13 protein-coding genes, 7 tRNA genes and 3 rRNA genes are annotated in these 14,719 nt (G+C 46.8%); 17 read left to right on the top strand and 6 right to left on the bottom strand.

Annotated features, from left to right (window positions below):
• Nucleotides 1–4: 4 nt before the first annotated feature.
• Nucleotides 5–397: a glycine cleavage system protein GcvH gene (gcvH, locus tag ICE90_RS01470; RefSeq protein WP_255533262.1), complete on the bottom strand. Its 393-nt coding sequence runs from the start codon at nt 395–397 to the stop codon at nt 5–7.
• Nucleotides 398–476: 79 nt separating this feature from the next.
• On the opposite strand from gcvH, the gene ICE90_RS01475 reads away from it, so the two are divergent.
• Nucleotides 477–1,121, top strand: coding sequence for an MBL fold metallo-hydrolase (locus ICE90_RS01475; RefSeq protein WP_216863816.1), 645 nt, complete (start codon nt 477–479; stop codon nt 1,119–1,121).
• Nucleotides 1,122–1,156: 35 nt separating this feature from the next.
• Here ICE90_RS01475 and ICE90_RS01480 read toward each other — a convergent pair whose 3' ends face one another.
• The 3 genes from ICE90_RS01480 to ICE90_RS01490 all read right to left on the bottom strand — a co-directional run bounded on the left by ICE90_RS01480 (nt 1,157) and on the right by ICE90_RS01490 (nt 2,683).
• Nucleotides 1,157–1,342 (bottom strand): hypothetical protein, encoded by a 186-nt coding sequence (locus tag ICE90_RS01480; protein WP_041396810.1) that lies wholly within the window; start codon nt 1,340–1,342, stop codon nt 1,157–1,159.
• Nucleotides 1,343–1,382: 40 nt separating this feature from the next.
• Entirely contained in the window at nt 1,383–2,525 is a 1,143-nt protein-coding gene (locus tag ICE90_RS01485) for a fatty acid desaturase (RefSeq protein WP_251368484.1), read from the bottom strand.
• 82 nt (nt 2,526–2,607) lie between these two features.
• Nucleotides 2,608–2,683 (bottom strand) — tRNA-Arg (locus ICE90_RS01490).
• Between the two features lie 104 nt (nt 2,684–2,787).
• Here ICE90_RS01490 and ICE90_RS01495 point away from each other — a divergent pair.
• Nucleotides 2,788–3,015, top strand: a complete 228-nt coding sequence (locus tag ICE90_RS01495) for a hypothetical protein (protein WP_251368485.1) — start codon at nt 2,788–2,790, stop codon at nt 3,013–3,015.
• Between the two features lie 51 nt (nt 3,016–3,066).
• On the opposite strand, the gene rsmI is transcribed toward ICE90_RS01495, so the two are convergent.
• Nucleotides 3,067–3,960, bottom strand: a complete 894-nt coding sequence (gene rsmI, locus ICE90_RS01500; protein WP_216154297.1) for a 16S rRNA (cytidine(1402)-2'-O)-methyltransferase — start codon at nt 3,958–3,960, stop codon at nt 3,067–3,069.
• 104 nt (nt 3,961–4,064) lie between these two features.
• On the opposite strand from rsmI, the gene ICE90_RS01505 reads away from it, so the two are divergent.
• The 3 genes from ICE90_RS01505 to ICE90_RS01515 all read left to right on the top strand — a co-directional run bounded on the left by ICE90_RS01505 (nt 4,065) and on the right by ICE90_RS01515 (nt 5,724).
• Complete coding sequence (locus ICE90_RS01505) at nt 4,065–4,667, top strand: phosphoheptose isomerase (protein WP_215321262.1); 603 nt, start codon at nt 4,065–4,067, stop codon at nt 4,665–4,667.
• Between the two features lie 34 nt (nt 4,668–4,701).
• Nucleotides 4,702–5,352, top strand: coding sequence for a BON domain-containing protein (locus tag ICE90_RS01510; protein WP_215321263.1), 651 nt, complete (start codon nt 4,702–4,704; stop codon nt 5,350–5,352).
• A 78-nt stretch (nt 5,353–5,430) separates the two neighbouring features.
• Nucleotides 5,431–5,724: a c-type cytochrome gene (locus ICE90_RS01515; RefSeq protein WP_251368486.1), complete on the top strand. Its 294-nt coding sequence runs from the start codon at nt 5,431–5,433 to the stop codon at nt 5,722–5,724.
• 9 nt (nt 5,725–5,733) lie between these two features.
• On the opposite strand, the gene ICE90_RS01520 is transcribed toward ICE90_RS01515, so the two are convergent.
• The gene (locus ICE90_RS01520) at nt 5,734–6,390 is read right to left on the bottom strand and encodes a GNAT family N-acetyltransferase (protein ID WP_215321265.1); all 657 of its coding nucleotides are present in this window, start codon (nt 6,388–6,390) and stop codon (nt 5,734–5,736) included.
• Nucleotides 6,391–6,871: 481 nt separating this feature from the next.
• Between ICE90_RS01520 and ICE90_RS01525 the strand changes: the two genes are divergently transcribed.
• From ICE90_RS01525 to nusG, 12 genes are all read left to right on the top strand, one after another.
• Nucleotides 6,872–8,404 (top strand): 16S ribosomal RNA (locus ICE90_RS01525).
• Nucleotides 8,405–8,462: 58 nt separating this feature from the next.
• A tRNA-Ile gene (locus ICE90_RS01530) sits at nt 8,463–8,539 on the top strand.
• A gap of 30 nt (nt 8,540–8,569) precedes the next feature.
• Nucleotides 8,570–8,645 (top strand) — tRNA-Ala (locus tag ICE90_RS01535).
• 268 nt (nt 8,646–8,913) lie between these two features.
• Nucleotides 8,914–11,787, top strand: a 23S ribosomal RNA gene (locus tag ICE90_RS01540).
• A 106-nt stretch (nt 11,788–11,893) separates the two neighbouring features.
• Nucleotides 11,894–12,007, top strand: a 5S ribosomal RNA gene (gene rrf / locus ICE90_RS01545).
• Together the 16S, 23S and 5S rRNA genes with 5 tRNA genes alongside form the textbook arrangement of a ribosomal RNA operon.
• A gap of 105 nt (nt 12,008–12,112) precedes the next feature.
• A tRNA-Tyr gene (locus ICE90_RS01550) sits at nt 12,113–12,197 on the top strand.
• Nucleotides 12,198–12,202: 5 nt separating this feature from the next.
• A tRNA-Gly gene (locus tag ICE90_RS01555) sits at nt 12,203–12,276 on the top strand.
• 21 nt (nt 12,277–12,297) lie between these two features.
• Nucleotides 12,298–12,372, top strand: a tRNA-Thr gene (locus ICE90_RS01560).
• Between the two features lie 64 nt (nt 12,373–12,436).
• Complete coding sequence (tuf, locus tag ICE90_RS01565) at nt 12,437–13,627, top strand: elongation factor Tu (RefSeq protein WP_215321266.1); 1,191 nt, start codon at nt 12,437–12,439, stop codon at nt 13,625–13,627.
• Nucleotides 13,628–13,654: 27 nt separating this feature from the next.
• Nucleotides 13,655–13,730, top strand: a tRNA-Trp gene (locus tag ICE90_RS01570).
• Nucleotides 13,731–13,750: 20 nt separating this feature from the next.
• Nucleotides 13,751–14,128, top strand: coding sequence for a preprotein translocase subunit SecE (gene secE, locus ICE90_RS01575; protein ID WP_215321267.1), 378 nt, complete (start codon nt 13,751–13,753; stop codon nt 14,126–14,128).
• A 7-nt stretch (nt 14,129–14,135) separates the two neighbouring features.
• Entirely contained in the window at nt 14,136–14,708 is a 573-nt protein-coding gene (gene nusG / locus ICE90_RS01580; protein WP_072582060.1) for a transcription termination/antitermination protein NusG, read from the top strand.
• The last annotated feature ends 11 nt before the right edge of the window (nt 14,709–14,719 follow it).

Raw genomic sequence — 14,719 nt, forward strand, 5'->3', positions numbered from 1 at the left:
GATATTAGACGCCAGGGCCCGCGTTATATATTTCTGAGGTCAAGAGTTGATTGAGTTCTTGAGCAAGAACTTCATCGGAGGCGGGTTTGATTTTGAATAACCAAATACCATATGGATTTTCATTGACGATTTCAGGCGATGTATCAACCTCTTCATTGAGGGCAACAATCTCGCCACTTATTGGCGCATGAATATCACTGGCCGCCTTCACTGACTCAATAACCGCAATAGCCTCACCCTGCTTTACTTGTTGCCCAAGTTTTGGGGCTTGAAAGAACATCACATCGCCTAGCGCTTCTTGTGCATGATTGCTAATACCAACCCAAACTAAGCCATCATTTTCTTGATCGGCCCATTCGTGAGTTTCTGCAAATTTAAATGTATCTTGGCTGTTCATTGTTTTATCCTTTAGGTGCATTTTATGCCGACTCCCATAAACTAGCTTTCCCAAATGATTCATTTAACTGCTTGTACGTATGCCAATTAAATTAGGAATTGTTCCCGTTACTCCCTATGAGCAAAATTGCTCAATCCTAGTTTGCCAAGAGACTGGCGACGCTGCTGTGGTTGATCCTGGCGGTGATATTGAAAAGATCCTTAAGGGCCTTAAGCAGATGGGCGGTAAGGCTAAAAAGATTTTGCTTACTCATGGGCACTTGGATCATTGTGCGGCTGCGAAAGATTTGGCCGACCAACTGGGCGTTCCTATTGAGGGCCCACAAGAGGAAGAGCGTTTTTGGATTGATCAGTTACCAGAACAAACAGTGCGTTTTGGTTTTGGGTATGCCAAAGTTTTCGAGCCTGACCGCTGGTTAAATAATGGTGATCATGTTCAGGTGGGAAATATTGATCTTGAGGTATTTCATTGTCCTGGTCATACGCCCGGCCACGTTGTATTTTTTGATAAAGAAGATCGTCTAGCAATAGTTGGGGATGTTTTGTTTGCTGGTTCAATTGGCAGAACGGATTTTCCACGTGGCAATCATGCGGATTTAATTAATGCGATTAAAACGAAATTATTGCCCTTAGGCGATGACGTGCAGTTTGTTCCGGGTCATGGACCAATGTCCACGTTTGGTCAAGAGCGCAAAACGAATCCCTATGTGGGAGATGGCGCGTAGCTAATGAATCTAGCCATTTGAACTACAAGTGAGTATTAGGTTTTGGCTGAACCGGTACGATGCGTACGGTTGTATAAACAGCTGGCGCAGATCCAGCGCTGCTTGCGATTACTTGTCGGAATCCATGTGCCACCCTCAAGTCGTTTTTCACGGCTGCAAGAAGAGCAAAATTTCAGGCTCTGGGAGGTTTCTTGGGTAGCTGCTGGAGTCGATGTAGTCATGGGCAATCCGGGTAAGGCAAATCTTATACAGAGATCTATTTTACCCGTTTTGTCCCGCTGGGGCTGGGGTTAGCACAACCCGTACCGAATCGGCCGTTTTGTTCCCGTCAAAATCTAACCAAGCCTTGTTTTCAAAGTCATAGAGCTTGCACTTGCGCGCAGTATCGAAATACCAGCCCCAAGAGAACTTTTGTACAAAAATACGCTCTGGAAGGATCGTTTCTAGGGTCTGTTGGGCCTCTGGCAGGCGATAAAGCGGTACGCTCATATCCACATGATGCGCAGTGTGCTCCATGATGTGGTGCATCAATTTGCCCCAAATCCAGTTAAAAGTCAGGTGAACAGTTGTGGATACAAACGGCTGGGCGCGTAACCACTCCGATTTCTTGTCATACCAAGAGACTTTTGGATGGGTATGGTGCACGTAAACCACAAATCCAATCATGCCGTTCCAGAACAAGAATGGCACCGCAAAGCCAGTGATCAAGCCAATCCAAATAGACTGCCCGGTAGCGATGGCTCCAGCAATTAAGCAACCAATCCAAATGATTGCAAATGCGGTAACAAGCAAATTGTCTTTTAAGAAAATAGGACGATCACCAGGCTTGTTTTTTGCATTTGGGAAGTACTCACGTCTCCACCAAATTTCAATGAGGTAATAAAAAACAGGGCCCCAGCCGCTACGGTAAAGGCGTTCTAGAGCCTTACGCAGCGGGGGAAGCGCGTCGTATTCTGATTTTGATAGGGGTGCCCATACAAAATCAAAACCTTTTAGATTGGTTTGACCATGATGCACAACGTTATGACCAACATCCCACAAGCTATATGGTGTAAGAGATGGCAAGAACGCAATACGACCCAATACTTTATTCAGTTCGCGATTGGGTGTGTAACTTTGATGGCAAGCATCGTGACCCAAAATAAAGATGCGACCTGTTACAAAACCGGCAATCAAACCAAAAACAATTTTGAGTAAAACACTCTCTACGAAGATCGTTCCTGCAATACAGCCTAGCCAGAGGAAGGCATCGATTGCTAGGAGCATGATTGCGCGCCCAGTTTCGCCTTGTGCCATCGGGATTAGCCAGCTTCGAATGATTTTTCGATGCGGTAATGGCGCCTCTGGGTGCAAAGGGTTAGTTAAGGAAGGCTCTGAAAGGGCGGTATTTAGATGTGTAGACACGATAAGAATCAATAAGTTAGGTGCAAATGATAGCGGTTTTCGCAATTTTCCGCATGATGTAGGTCAAAAACCCCTTGATTTTTGGCGCGCCCGGCAGGAATCGAACCTGCGACCCTTGGCTTCGGAGGCCAATACTCTATCCACTGAGCTACGGGCGCTAGTGGAAAAACTGGTTACCCCTCTATTGTAAGTGTCTATAACCCTTCTCTCTAGTTATAATCTCGACAAAACCACCCTAAAACCCGTCAAACGATAAATTCTTATGAGCAACGAGCACGGAAGTCTAATTAAGTCCCCAAAACAACTCATCATCATGGTGTTTGCAAGCTTTTTTGTGCCACTCATCATCATTTTGTTGTTAATGGTGTTTGTGAACAATGGCAAGCGCGCAGATTCATCTGCTTCTGCTGATCAAATCATTAAGCCAGTAGCGCAATTGAATTTTAAAGATGCTAACGAGCCTGCGGCTCCTGCCACTAGCGCCAAATAAGCCCTCGGTGCATATTGAAGAGCTGGCCTTGTGCCAGCTTTTTATTTTTAACTACTCACTCTTTGCATCTAAAGCAATTTGGTAGGCTTCTTTTTTTGTGAGGCCTAAAGTTTGCGAAAGAACGGCAGCAATTTCTTTGCTCCCCATATAGGGGCTCAGCGCATTAGCCCACAACAAGAGAGCTGAATGCTCTGGAGTCTCATCGCTATTGGCTGATCGCCCTGCAACCACAATGACAAATTCACCCTTAAGGCTCTCTGCTGTCTCTAGCCAGTGAGTAACGTCTTGCGCTTGAAGTGGCACCAGCTGCTCAAATTTTTTGGTTAATTCACGGCAGACTAAAAGCTGACGATCGGCCTCTAAATTTTTTGCAAGCAATGTAAGGGTTTCTCTAATATGGTGTGGAGACTCAAAAAAGATGCTTGCCTTTTTACTGCTGGAGATGTCCTGCAGTAGAGCATCGCGTTCTTTAGTTTTGTTGGGCCAAAAACCTAAAAACTGAAAGCGCCCTTCCGAGTGATGCATCACTGAGCCGGCTGCTGAGATGGCGCTTGATACAGCGCTTGCGCCCGGAATGGGAATTACTCTTAGCCCTGCTTTTTGAACCTCATTTACCAGCTTTGCCCCTGGGTCCGAGACTCCTGGGGTTCCGGCATCTGAAATATAGGCCCAGCGCTCATTATTTAAGAGGTGTTGTATGACTGTTTGAGCACCGCCAATTTCATTGTGTTCGTGCAACGCTAAACATTTTTTATGAATGCCAAATTGTTGGAGTAATGCCGCGCTATGTCTAGTGTCCTCACAGGCGATCCCATCGACTGAATTGAGAACATGCAGGGCCCGCAAAGTAATGTCACCCAAATTGCCGATAGGTGTCGCAACCATGTACAAAGCCCCAGCAGGCAAGTCCTGCTGCTTTAAAAAATCGAAAGAGCTAAATTCCATGGGGGCTGCCTGAAAAAAGTTAAACAATTAGTAAGAGGATACGTTGCTTTTGGGATAAGCTGATTGCTACTGAGATTAGGACATCTTTGGCGCATAATATTGTTATGGAAAAAGATATCAACGAACGTTTGCGTCAGCGTGCCTCCCAGCATTTTCTGGATAGCATTGCCGTAAAACAAGAGGCTGAAAAACTGCTCCCCGAATCTGTTGCTAGGGGCGTACTGGCGATGGTGGATTGTTTGCGTACCGGCGGTAAGATCATGGCCTGTGGCAATGGCGGCTCTGCCGCTGATGCGCAACACTTTGCAGCAGAACTCGTTGGTCGCTTTGAGAGAGAGCGTCAAGAGTTGGCTGCGATTGCTTTGACGACAGACACTTCAATTCTTACGGCTATTGGAAATGACTATAGCTACGACGAGATTTTTAGTAAGCAAGTTCGCGGCCTTGGGAAAAAAGGCGACATTCTGTTGAGTATTTCAACCTCAGGGAATTCGAAGAACGTGATTAAAGCCATTGAGGCTGCCAAAAAGCTTGGTATGAAAGTCATCGCATTCACTGGCAATGGTGGTGGCAAGATTGCACAACTATTAGATAAAGATGATGTCCACTTGTGTGCACCATCTACGCGAACTGCGCGCATTCAAGAAACGCATTTGGTTTTGCTACATGCTTTATGTGATGGCGTAGATCACGTACTACTCGACTGAAAATTATTGTTACTTCAATACAGAAATTACCCAAATGAAAATCTCATTCCTCAGAAAACTGTTTCTCGCTACTCTCGTTGTTTCACAACTTTCTGCATGCGCAGTGGTTGCTGTTGGCGGGGTAGCGGCGGGCGCTGCCGTTATGGCGGATCGACGCACACCAGCCGTGCAAGCAATTGACAAAGGCATTGAGTTAGAGGCAGAGAATGCGCTAGCAAAAAGATTTGGTGATAACGCACACATTAACGTGACTTCGTTTAATCAAAAAGTATTGCTCACTGGCGAAGTGAAGGATGCTGATATTAAGGGTGACGCAGGAGCTTATGTCAAGGCGATGAAGAATGCGCGCTCCGTGTTTAATGAATTGGTTGTTGGGCCAAACAGTAACTACACATCACGCGCAAATGACTCTTATCTGGAGTCTAAGATCAAAACACAAATGGTCTTTACTGACCAGTTACCGTCAAACTCTATGGTTATAGTGGCGGAAGGGGGTAGCGTCTATCTTATGGGGATCTTGACGCAAAGTGAGGCTGACCTTGCCAAGAAAATTGCGAGCAATACCAATGGCGTAAAAGATGTTTATGTTTACTTCGACATCATTTCTCAAGAAGAAAAAGTTCGCTTAGAAAAGCAAGGCAAAGCAGATCAAACTCAATCTAGTAGCCCTCCAAAATTTCAATAATTTTTTCGTAGGTTGTCGATGCTAAAAAAGCGAGTAATTGTAAAAATAGTTTTTTTATTTACAACGCTCGCTCTTTTCATGTCTGTTGCGCAGGCGAATGTTGAAGATGAGAATGCATTCGTACTTGCAAAACAAAACGCTTGCTTGGGTTGTCATGCAGTGAATAAAAAAATTGTGGGCCCTAGTTTTCAAGCGGTGGCAGAAAAATATAAAAACGATTCAAACGCTCAAGTATTTTTAAAAAATAAGATTGCTAAAGGGGGGTCTGGTTCATGGGGCGTTGTACCTATGCCGGCCAACTCAAAATTAAGTAATGCAGATCTATCTACATTAAGCGGCTGGATCTTGCGTGGAGCGCCCTACAAAAACTAGAGCTGTAAATTAGCGCGCTAAGCCTGGTCTGCCTAGAAACCACCACCAGGCTTCATTAGAGCGCTTGAGGTTTTCTTTTAGGGCGTAGTCCATGCCAGCCCACTGCTCATTGGCGGCCTCTTCCACAATAGTTGCGGTATTTGCTGGGGGCAGCTTAAGGCAAGCATCAGCATCGCCATAGGCGTACTCAACTGTCATCCCTGCCTTTTGCGCCAGATGCATCATGGCTTTGTTATTGGCAAGGCAATGAACGTAAAGGGTTTCAATGCTGGTATTGCGTGAGTGAACGGCTGAGCGTTGTAACAATGCTGTGCCCAGGCCCTGAGAGCGCCCTTCTGGTAGCACTGACACACCAAATTCAGCAGCTCGTGCCTCGCCTTTGTGCTCTGGCAAATAGGCTAAATGGGCCATGCCAACAAGTTTCAGATCTAAGTTGAAAACACCAAAAATGACATCCCGATTGAAATCTAGACCCTCCACATAGTGACGAATCACTTCGTCGGGGGTCTGAGTACCAAATCGTAGACGTCTATCTTCATCATTAAGTTGCAATAAATGATTCAGTATTTCCTGTTTATATCCAGCGTGAAGTTCGCGAACAGGCACAGCTCTCCCGGCAGAATGCGGGCTTGAGGGTGAGTGGCTATTCGCTAATTTATTGTGCATAGCAATATTTTAGCAGGGATAAGGGAAAATTTCAGGGTTTTCCCTAGGTTTGTTGGAAATACGCCAAATAAGAATGAAAAAACAGTGTAATTTTTGGGTTGACTAGGTCTAAACCTTAAAAAATAGGATTTTTTTAAAAAAGTTGAAATTTTTTTTAAAATCTAAACCATTGTTTTAATTGACTATATTTTTAAAGTAAGAAAAAACTTAGCCTTTTTTAAGTAAAAGAGTACGAAAGGTGTTGACGACCCTGAAAATGTGGGATATAGTCTCACCTCTCTGCTGAATGTTTTATGAAATACGAAACAAGTCAGCCCTCTTTAAAAATTAGTCAACCGATAATTGTGGGTACTAAGTGAAAGCATCCAGTCCTTCGGGACAGATGTAAATAAATAGTACTCATAGACAGTAAAAAGATTTGGTTTTATTACCAAGTCAATTTCTTGAATGAGTGCGACGATCCGCAAGGATCACAGGAATTGAACTGAAGAGTTTGATCCTGGCTCAGATTGAACGCTGGCGGCATGCCTTACACATGCAAGTCGAACGGCAGCACGGGTGCTTGCACCTGGTGGCGAGTGGCGAACGGGTGAGTAATACATCGGAACGTACCTTATCGTGGGGGATAACGCAGCGAAAGCTGTGCTAATACCGCATACGCCCTGAGGGGGAAAGCGGGGGATCGAAAGACCTCGCGCGATTAGAGCGGCCGATGCCTGATTAGCTTGTTGGTGGGGTAAAAGCCCACCAAGGCGACGATCAGTAGCTGGTCTGAGAGGACGATCAGCCACACTGGGACTGAGACACGGCCCAGACTCCTACGGGAGGCAGCAGTGGGGAATTTTGGACAATGGGGGAAACCCTGATCCAGCAATGCCGCGTGAGTGAAGAAGGCCTTCGGGTTGTAAAGCTCTTTTGTCAGGGAAGAAACACCGGCTCTAACACAGTCCGGGAATGACGGTACCTGAAGAATAAGCACCGGCTAACTACGTGCCAGCAGCCGCGGTAATACGTAGGGTGCGAGCGTTAATCGGAATTACTGGGCGTAAAGCGTGCGCAGGCGGTTATACAAGACAGGCGTGAAATCCCCGGGCTTAACCTGGGAATGGCGCCTGTGACTGTATAGCTAGAGTGTGTCAGAGGGGGGTAGAATTCCACGTGTAGCAGTGAAATGCGTAGATATGTGGAGGAATACCAATGGCGAAGGCAGCCCCCTGGGATAACACTGACGCTCATGCACGAAAGCGTGGGGAGCAAACAGGATTAGATACCCTGGTAGTCCACGCCCTAAACGATGCTGACTAGTTGTTCGGGATTTACATCCTGAGTAACGTAGCTAACGCGTGAAGTCAGCCGCCTGGGGAGTACGGTCGCAAGATTAAAACTCAAAGGAATTGACGGGGACCCGCACAAGCGGTGGATGATGTGGATTAATTCGATGCAACGCGAAAAACCTTACCTACCCTTGACATGTCACTAACGAAGTAGAGATACATTAGGTGCTCGTAAGAGAAAGTGAACACAGGTGCTGCATGGCTGTCGTCAGCTCGTGTCGTGAGATGTTGGGTTAAGTCCCGCAACGAGCGCAACCCTTGTCTTTAGTTGCTACGCAAGAGCACTCTAAAGAGACTGCCGGTGACAAACCGGAGGAAGGTGGGGATGACGTCAAGTCCTCATGGCCCTTATGGGTAGGGCTTCACACGTCATACAATGGTGCATACAGAGGGTTGCCAACCCGCGAGGGGGAGCTAATCTCAGAAAATGCATCGTAGTCCGGATCGTAGTCTGCAACTCGACTACGTGAAGCTGGAATCGCTAGTAATCGCGGATCAGAATGTCGCGGTGAATACGTTCCCGGGTCTTGTACACACCGCCCGTCATACCATGGGAGTGGGTTTTGCCAGAAGCCGTTAGCCTAACCGCAAGGAGGGCGACTGCCACGGCAGGGTTCATGACTGGGGTAAAGTCGTAACAAGGTAGCCGTATCGGAAGGTGCGGCTGGATCACCTCCTTTCTAGAGAAAAGATGCTGAATCCTAGTGCCCACACTTATCGGTTGACAATAAAAGCCACGGGTCTGTAGCTCAGCTGGTTAGAGCACTGTGTTGATAACGCAGGGGTCGTAGGTTCAAGTCCTACCAGACCCACCACCAGCCAGAAACAAGACTTAGTGGGACGTTGGGGGATTAGCTCAGCTGGGAGAGCACCTGCTTTGCAAGCAGGGGGTCGTCGGTTCGATCCCGTCATCCTCCACCATCATCTAAATGTCAAAACTAAGCGAATATTTAATCGTTTAGTTTTGCCATTTATGGCTGTTCTTTAAAAATTTGAGTAAGCAAAGTGTCAAATGTTTCTTTGAGAGGACATTTGGCAATGTAATAAGGGTAAAGATTGAATCATCAATCAGTAATACAAACGAGTTTTACCAAGTTCTTAACAAAGTACTTACAGTTTGGATTACGGCAAACATGTCAGAAGTAGAAGTAAAACCTTTAACAGGTACTAGCAATGGTGCTCGTTATAGGATCAAGTGAATAAGTGCACATGATGGATGCCTTGGCGATTACAGGCGACGAAAGACGTTATAACCTGCGATAAGCCCCGGGGAGCTGGTAAATAAGCTTTGATCCGGGGATTTCTGAATGGGGAAACCCACCACTTTTGTGGTATCCATACCTGAATACATAGGGTATGAGAAGCGAACCTTGTGAACTGAAACATCTAAGTAGCAAGAGGAAAAGACATCAACCGAGATTCCCAGAGTAGTGGCGAGCGAAATGGGAACAGCCTTCTAGTGATATCTCAGTAATTAACAGAATGGAATGGAAAGTCCAACAATAAAGGGTGATAGTCCCGTATGTGAAAATTATTGAGTGGTACTAGGCTAGAGACAAGTAGGGCGGGACACGTGAAATCCTGTCTGAATATGGGGGGACCATCCTCCAAGGCTAAATACTCGTAATCGACCGATAGTGAACAAGTACCGTGAGGGAAAGGCGAAAAGAACCCCGGGAGGGGAGTGAAATAGATCCTGAAATTGTGTGCATACAAACAGTAGGAGCCTCGTAAGGGGTGACTGCGTACCTTTTGTATAATGGGTCAGCGACTTACATTCAGTAGCAAGCTTAACCGAATAGGGAAGGCGTAGCGAAAGCGAGTCCGAATAGGGCGCTAGTTGCTGGGTGTAGACCCGAAACCAGTTGATCTATCCATGGCCAGGTTGAAGGTGCGGTAACACGTACTGGAGGACCGAACCCACTAACGTTGAAAAGTTAGGGGATGAGCTGTGGATAGGGGTGAAAGGCTAAACAAAACTGGAAATAGCTGGTTCTCTCCGAAAACTATTTAGGTAGTGCCTCGTGTATCACTGTAGGGGGTAGAGCACTGTCATGGTAGTGGGGTCCATTGCGGATTACTGCGCCATAGCAAACTCCGAATACCTACAAGTGCAAGCACGGGAGACAGACATCGGGTGCTAACGTCCGGTGTCAAGAGGGAAACAACCCAGACCGCCAGCTAAGGTCCCTAATATATGCTAAGTGGGAAACGAAGTGGGAAGGCTAAAACAGTCAGGAGGTTGGCTTAGAAGCAGCCATCCTTTAAAGAAAGCGTAATAGCTCACTGATCGAGTCGTCCTGCGCGGAAGATGTAACGGGGCTAAGCATATAACCGAAGCTGCGGATCACAGCAATGTGATGGTAGGAGAGCGTTCTGTAAGCCTGTGAAGGTGTCTTGTAAAGGATGCTGGAGGTATCAGAAGTGCGAATGCTGACATGAGTAGCGATAAAGGGGGTGAAAAGCCCCCTCGCCGTAAGCCCAAGGTTTCCTGTTCAACGTTCATCGGAACAGGGTGAGTCGGCCCCTAAGGCGAGGCAGAGATGCGTAGCTGATGGGAACAAGGTTAATATTCCTTGACCATTGTTAGATGCGATGGGGGGACGGATCGCGGAAAGTTGTCCGGGTGTTGGAAGTCCCGGTTCTTGCGTTGGAGATGGCTATTAGGTAAATCCGGTAGCGTAATTCAAGGGCGTGAGACGAGCGAATTTATTCGCGAAGCAATTGGAAGTGGTTCCAAGAAAAGCCTCTAAGCTTCAGTCTAACAAGACCGTACCGCAAACCGACACAGGTGGGCGAGATGAGTATTCTAAGGCGCTTGAGAGAACTCAGGAGAAGGAACTCGGCAAATTTGTACCGTAACTTCGGGATAAGGTACGCCCTGGTAGTTTGACCCTGTACAAGGGGAGGACGAAAGGGTTGCAATAAAAAGGTGGCTGCGACTGTTTAATAAAAACACAGCACTCTGCAAACACGAAAGTGGACGTATAGGGTGTGACGCCTGCCCGGTGCTGGAAGATTAAATGATGGGGTGCAAGCTCTTGATTGAAGTCCCAGTAAACGGCGGCCGTAACTATAACGGTCCTAAGGTAGCGAAATTCCTTGTCGGGTAAGTTCCGACCTGCACGAATGGCGTAACGATGGCCACACTGTCTCCTCCTGAGACTCAGCGAAGTTGAAATGTTTGTGATGATGCAATCTACCCGTGGCTAGACGGAAAGACCCCATGAACCTTTACTGTAGCTTTGCATTGGACTTTGAATCGGTCTGTGTAGGATAGGTGGGAGGCGTTGATAACAGGATGCTAGTTCTGTTGGAGCCAACCTTGAAATACCACCCTGATTTATTTGAGGTTCTAACCTTGGCCCGTTATCCGGGTCGGGAACAGTGCATGGTAGGCAGTTTGACTGGGGCGGTCTCCTCCCAAAGTGTAACGGAGGAGTACGAAGGTACGCTTGGTACGGTCGGACATCGTACCTAAAGTGCAATGGCAAAAGCGTGCTTAACTGCGAGACCGACAAGTCGAGCAGGTGCGAAAGCAGGTCATAGTGATCCGGTGGTTCTGTATGGAAGGGCCATCGCTCAACGGATAAAAGGTACTCTGGGGATAACAGGCTGATACCGCCCAAGAGTTCATATCGACGGCGGTGTTTGGCACCTCGATGTCGGCTCATCTCATCCTGGGGCTGTAGCCGGTCCCAAGGGTATGGCTGTTCGCCATTTAAAGAGGTACGTGAGCTGGGTTTAAAACGTCGTGAGACAGTTTGGTCCCTATCTGCCATGGGCGTTGGAGATTTGACGGGGGCTGCTCCTAGTACGAGAGGACCGGAGTGGACATTCCGCTGGTGTACCTGTTGTTTCGCCAGAAGCATCGCAGGGTAGCTATGAATGGAAGAGATAACCGCTGAAAGCATCTAAGCGGGAAACTTGCCTGAAGATGAGATCTCCCGTAGGTTTAACCTACATAAAGGGTCGTTGAAGACCACAACGTTGATAGGTCGGGTGTGGAAGTGCAGTAATGCATTAAGCTAACCGATACTAATTGCCCGTTAGGCTTGATCCTATAACCAGCACTATTGTGTTGGATGTTTGCCAGATTTAATCTGCATCCTTATTACATGCTTACTCAAATAGAGTTGTTGATTTAATCAGCAACTCGACCCTCTACGCCCGGTGACCATAGCAAGTTGGAACCACTCCTTCCCATCCCGAACAGGACAGTGAAACGACTTTACGCCGATGATAGTGCGGATTACCCGTGTGAAAGTAGGTAACTGCCGGGCACCAATGCGACGCCCAGACCCTCTTAGGTCTGGGCGTTTTTACTTGTGCAAAGCGTTTAGAGATATTGACAGAAACTCCATTTGGAGTCAGAATATTGGGTTCGCGGAGGGGTGTCCGAGCGGCTAAAGGAGGCAGACTGTAAATCTGTTGGCTATGCCTACGTAGGTTCGAATCCTACCCCCTCCACCAGATGTGCGGGATTAGTTTAATGGTAAAACAGCAGATTTCCAATCTTCGGTCAAGAGTTCGATTCTCTTATCCCGCTCCAGAATTTGTTGCATTAGATTTCGCCCATGTGGCTCAGTGGTAGAGCACTCCCTTGGTAAGGGAGAGGTCGGCAGTTCGATCCTGCCCATGGGCACCATGTTTGATTTTATTAATTGTGTATTTCGTGTTTGGTTTAAGAGTTAACTAAAGGCAGATTAAAAATGGCAAAAGAAAAATTCGAGCGGACAAAACCGCACGTAAACGTAGGCACCATCGGTCACGTTGACCACGGTAAAACCACATTGACAGCAGCAATTGCAACCGTGCTTTCTAAAGCATTCGGTGGCGAAGCTAAAGCATACGATCAGATCGATGCTGCTCCTGAAGAAAAAGCACGTGGTATTACGATTAATACTGCGCACGTTGAGTACGAGACTGCAAACCGTCACTACGCACACGTGGATTGCCCAGGACATGCTGACTACGTGAAGAACATGATTACTGGTGCTGCTCAGATGGACGGCGCAATTTTAGTTTGCTCTGCTGCTGACGGCCCAATGCCACAAACTCGTGAGCACATCCTCTTGGCACGCCAAGTGGGCGTTCCTTACATCATCGTGTTCTTGAACAAGTGCGACATGGTTGATGACGAAGAGTTGTTAGAGCTCGTAGAAATGGAAGTTCGTGAGCTTTTATCTAAATACAAATTCCCTGGCGATGACACACCAATCATCCGTGGTTCTGCTAAGTTAGCTCTTGAAGGCGACGAAGGCCCATTGGGTAAAGAAGCCATCATGAAATTGGCTGAAGCTTTGGATACCTTTATTCCTACTCCAGAACGTGCTGTTGACGGCGCATTCTTGATGCCAGTAGAAGATGTGTTCTCTATCTCTGGTCGCGGTACTGTAGTTACAGGCCGTATCGAGCGCGGTATTGTTAAGGTTGGTGAAGAGATCGAAATTATCGGTATCAAGCCAACACTCAAGACTACTTGTACTGGTGTTGAAATGTTCCGCAAATTGCTCGACCAAGGTCAAGCAGGCGATAACGTTGGTATCTTGTTACGCGGTACAAAACGTGAAGAAGTTGAGCGCGGCCAAGTATTGGCTAAGCCAGGTTCAATCACCCCACATACTCACTTTACAGCCGAGGTTTATATCTTGGGTAAAGATGAAGGTGGTCGTCATACTCCATTCTTTAACAACTATCGTCCACAGTTTTACTTCCGTACTACGGACGTAACTGGTTCAATCGAGTTGCCAAAAGACAAAGAAATGGTGATGCCTGGTGATAACGTTTCGATTACCGTAAAGCTCATCGCTCCAATCGCGATGGAAGAAGGTTTACGTTTTGCGATCCGTGAAGGTGGCCGTACTGTTGGCGCTGGCGTGGTTGCAAAGATTTTGGCTTAAGTAGTAAGTTTTAATTAGTTTTTATAAAGGGGTGTAGCTCAATTGGCAGAGCGTTGGTCTCCAAAACCAAAGGTTGGGGGTTCGATGCCCTCCGCCCCTGCCACGATTTGAACTGAAAGCAAAATGTCTCATCAAACAGCAAGTCATACTGAAGAAAAAAGCGGCTGGGTCTCTGGACTAGCTGCTTTAGTCGTCGTTGCAGCGCTAGTCTTGTACTACACGCTGGTAGATCAATCTATGTTGATTCGTCTCGCTGTTTTGTTTGGTGGTATTGCTGCTGCAGTTTTAATTGTGGCGATTTCACCAGATGGGCGCCGTTTTATCGCCTACGCAAAAGATTCTTGGTATGAAGTAAAAAAGGTTGTTTGGCCAACTCGTAAAGAGACCACCCAAATGACTCTAGTCGTATTTGGCTTTGTTCTGATCATGTCCTTATTTTTATGGATTGCAGACAAATTGATTGAATGGCTAGTTTTTTCAGTCTTTTTGGGCTGGAAGTGAGTAAAAAATGATTGATTCTGAAGTAGCTACTAATCCACAGGCTATCGGCAATATGCGCTGGTACGTCATTCATGCTTATTCCGGAATGGAAAAGAGCGTGAAAAGAGGTCTTGAAGAGCGTATTGCACGCTCTGGAATGCCTGAGAAATTTGGCCGTATTTTGGTCCCTTCCGAAGAGGTTGTGGAAATCAAGTCCGGTACCAAGTCAGTTTCTGAGCGTCGTTTCTTCCCAGGCTATGTCCTAATTGAGATGGAAATGACCGATGAGAGCTGGCATTTGGTGAAAAATACACCAAAAGTAACCGGTTTCGTAGGCGGCGTACGCAACCGCCCAAGCCCGATTTCCACTGCGGAAGTAGCAAAAATCATGGATCAAATGCAGGCTGGGGTGGATAAACCCAAGCCTAAGACCCTATTTGAAGTTGGCGAGATCGTGCGAGTTAAAGAAGGACCATTTGTTGATTTCAACGGAAATATCGAAGAAGTCAATTATGAGAAGTCAAGATTGCGCGTTTCTGTTACAATTTTCGGCCGCGGTACCCCAGTTGAGCTGGAGTTCGGCCAGGTAGAAAAGATGTAAAAACGAGGACT

It is taken from the genome of Polynucleobacter sp. AP-RePozz3-80-G7 (genome assembly GCF_018882145.1).
GTDB lineage: Bacteria > Pseudomonadota > Gammaproteobacteria > Burkholderiales > Burkholderiaceae > Polynucleobacter.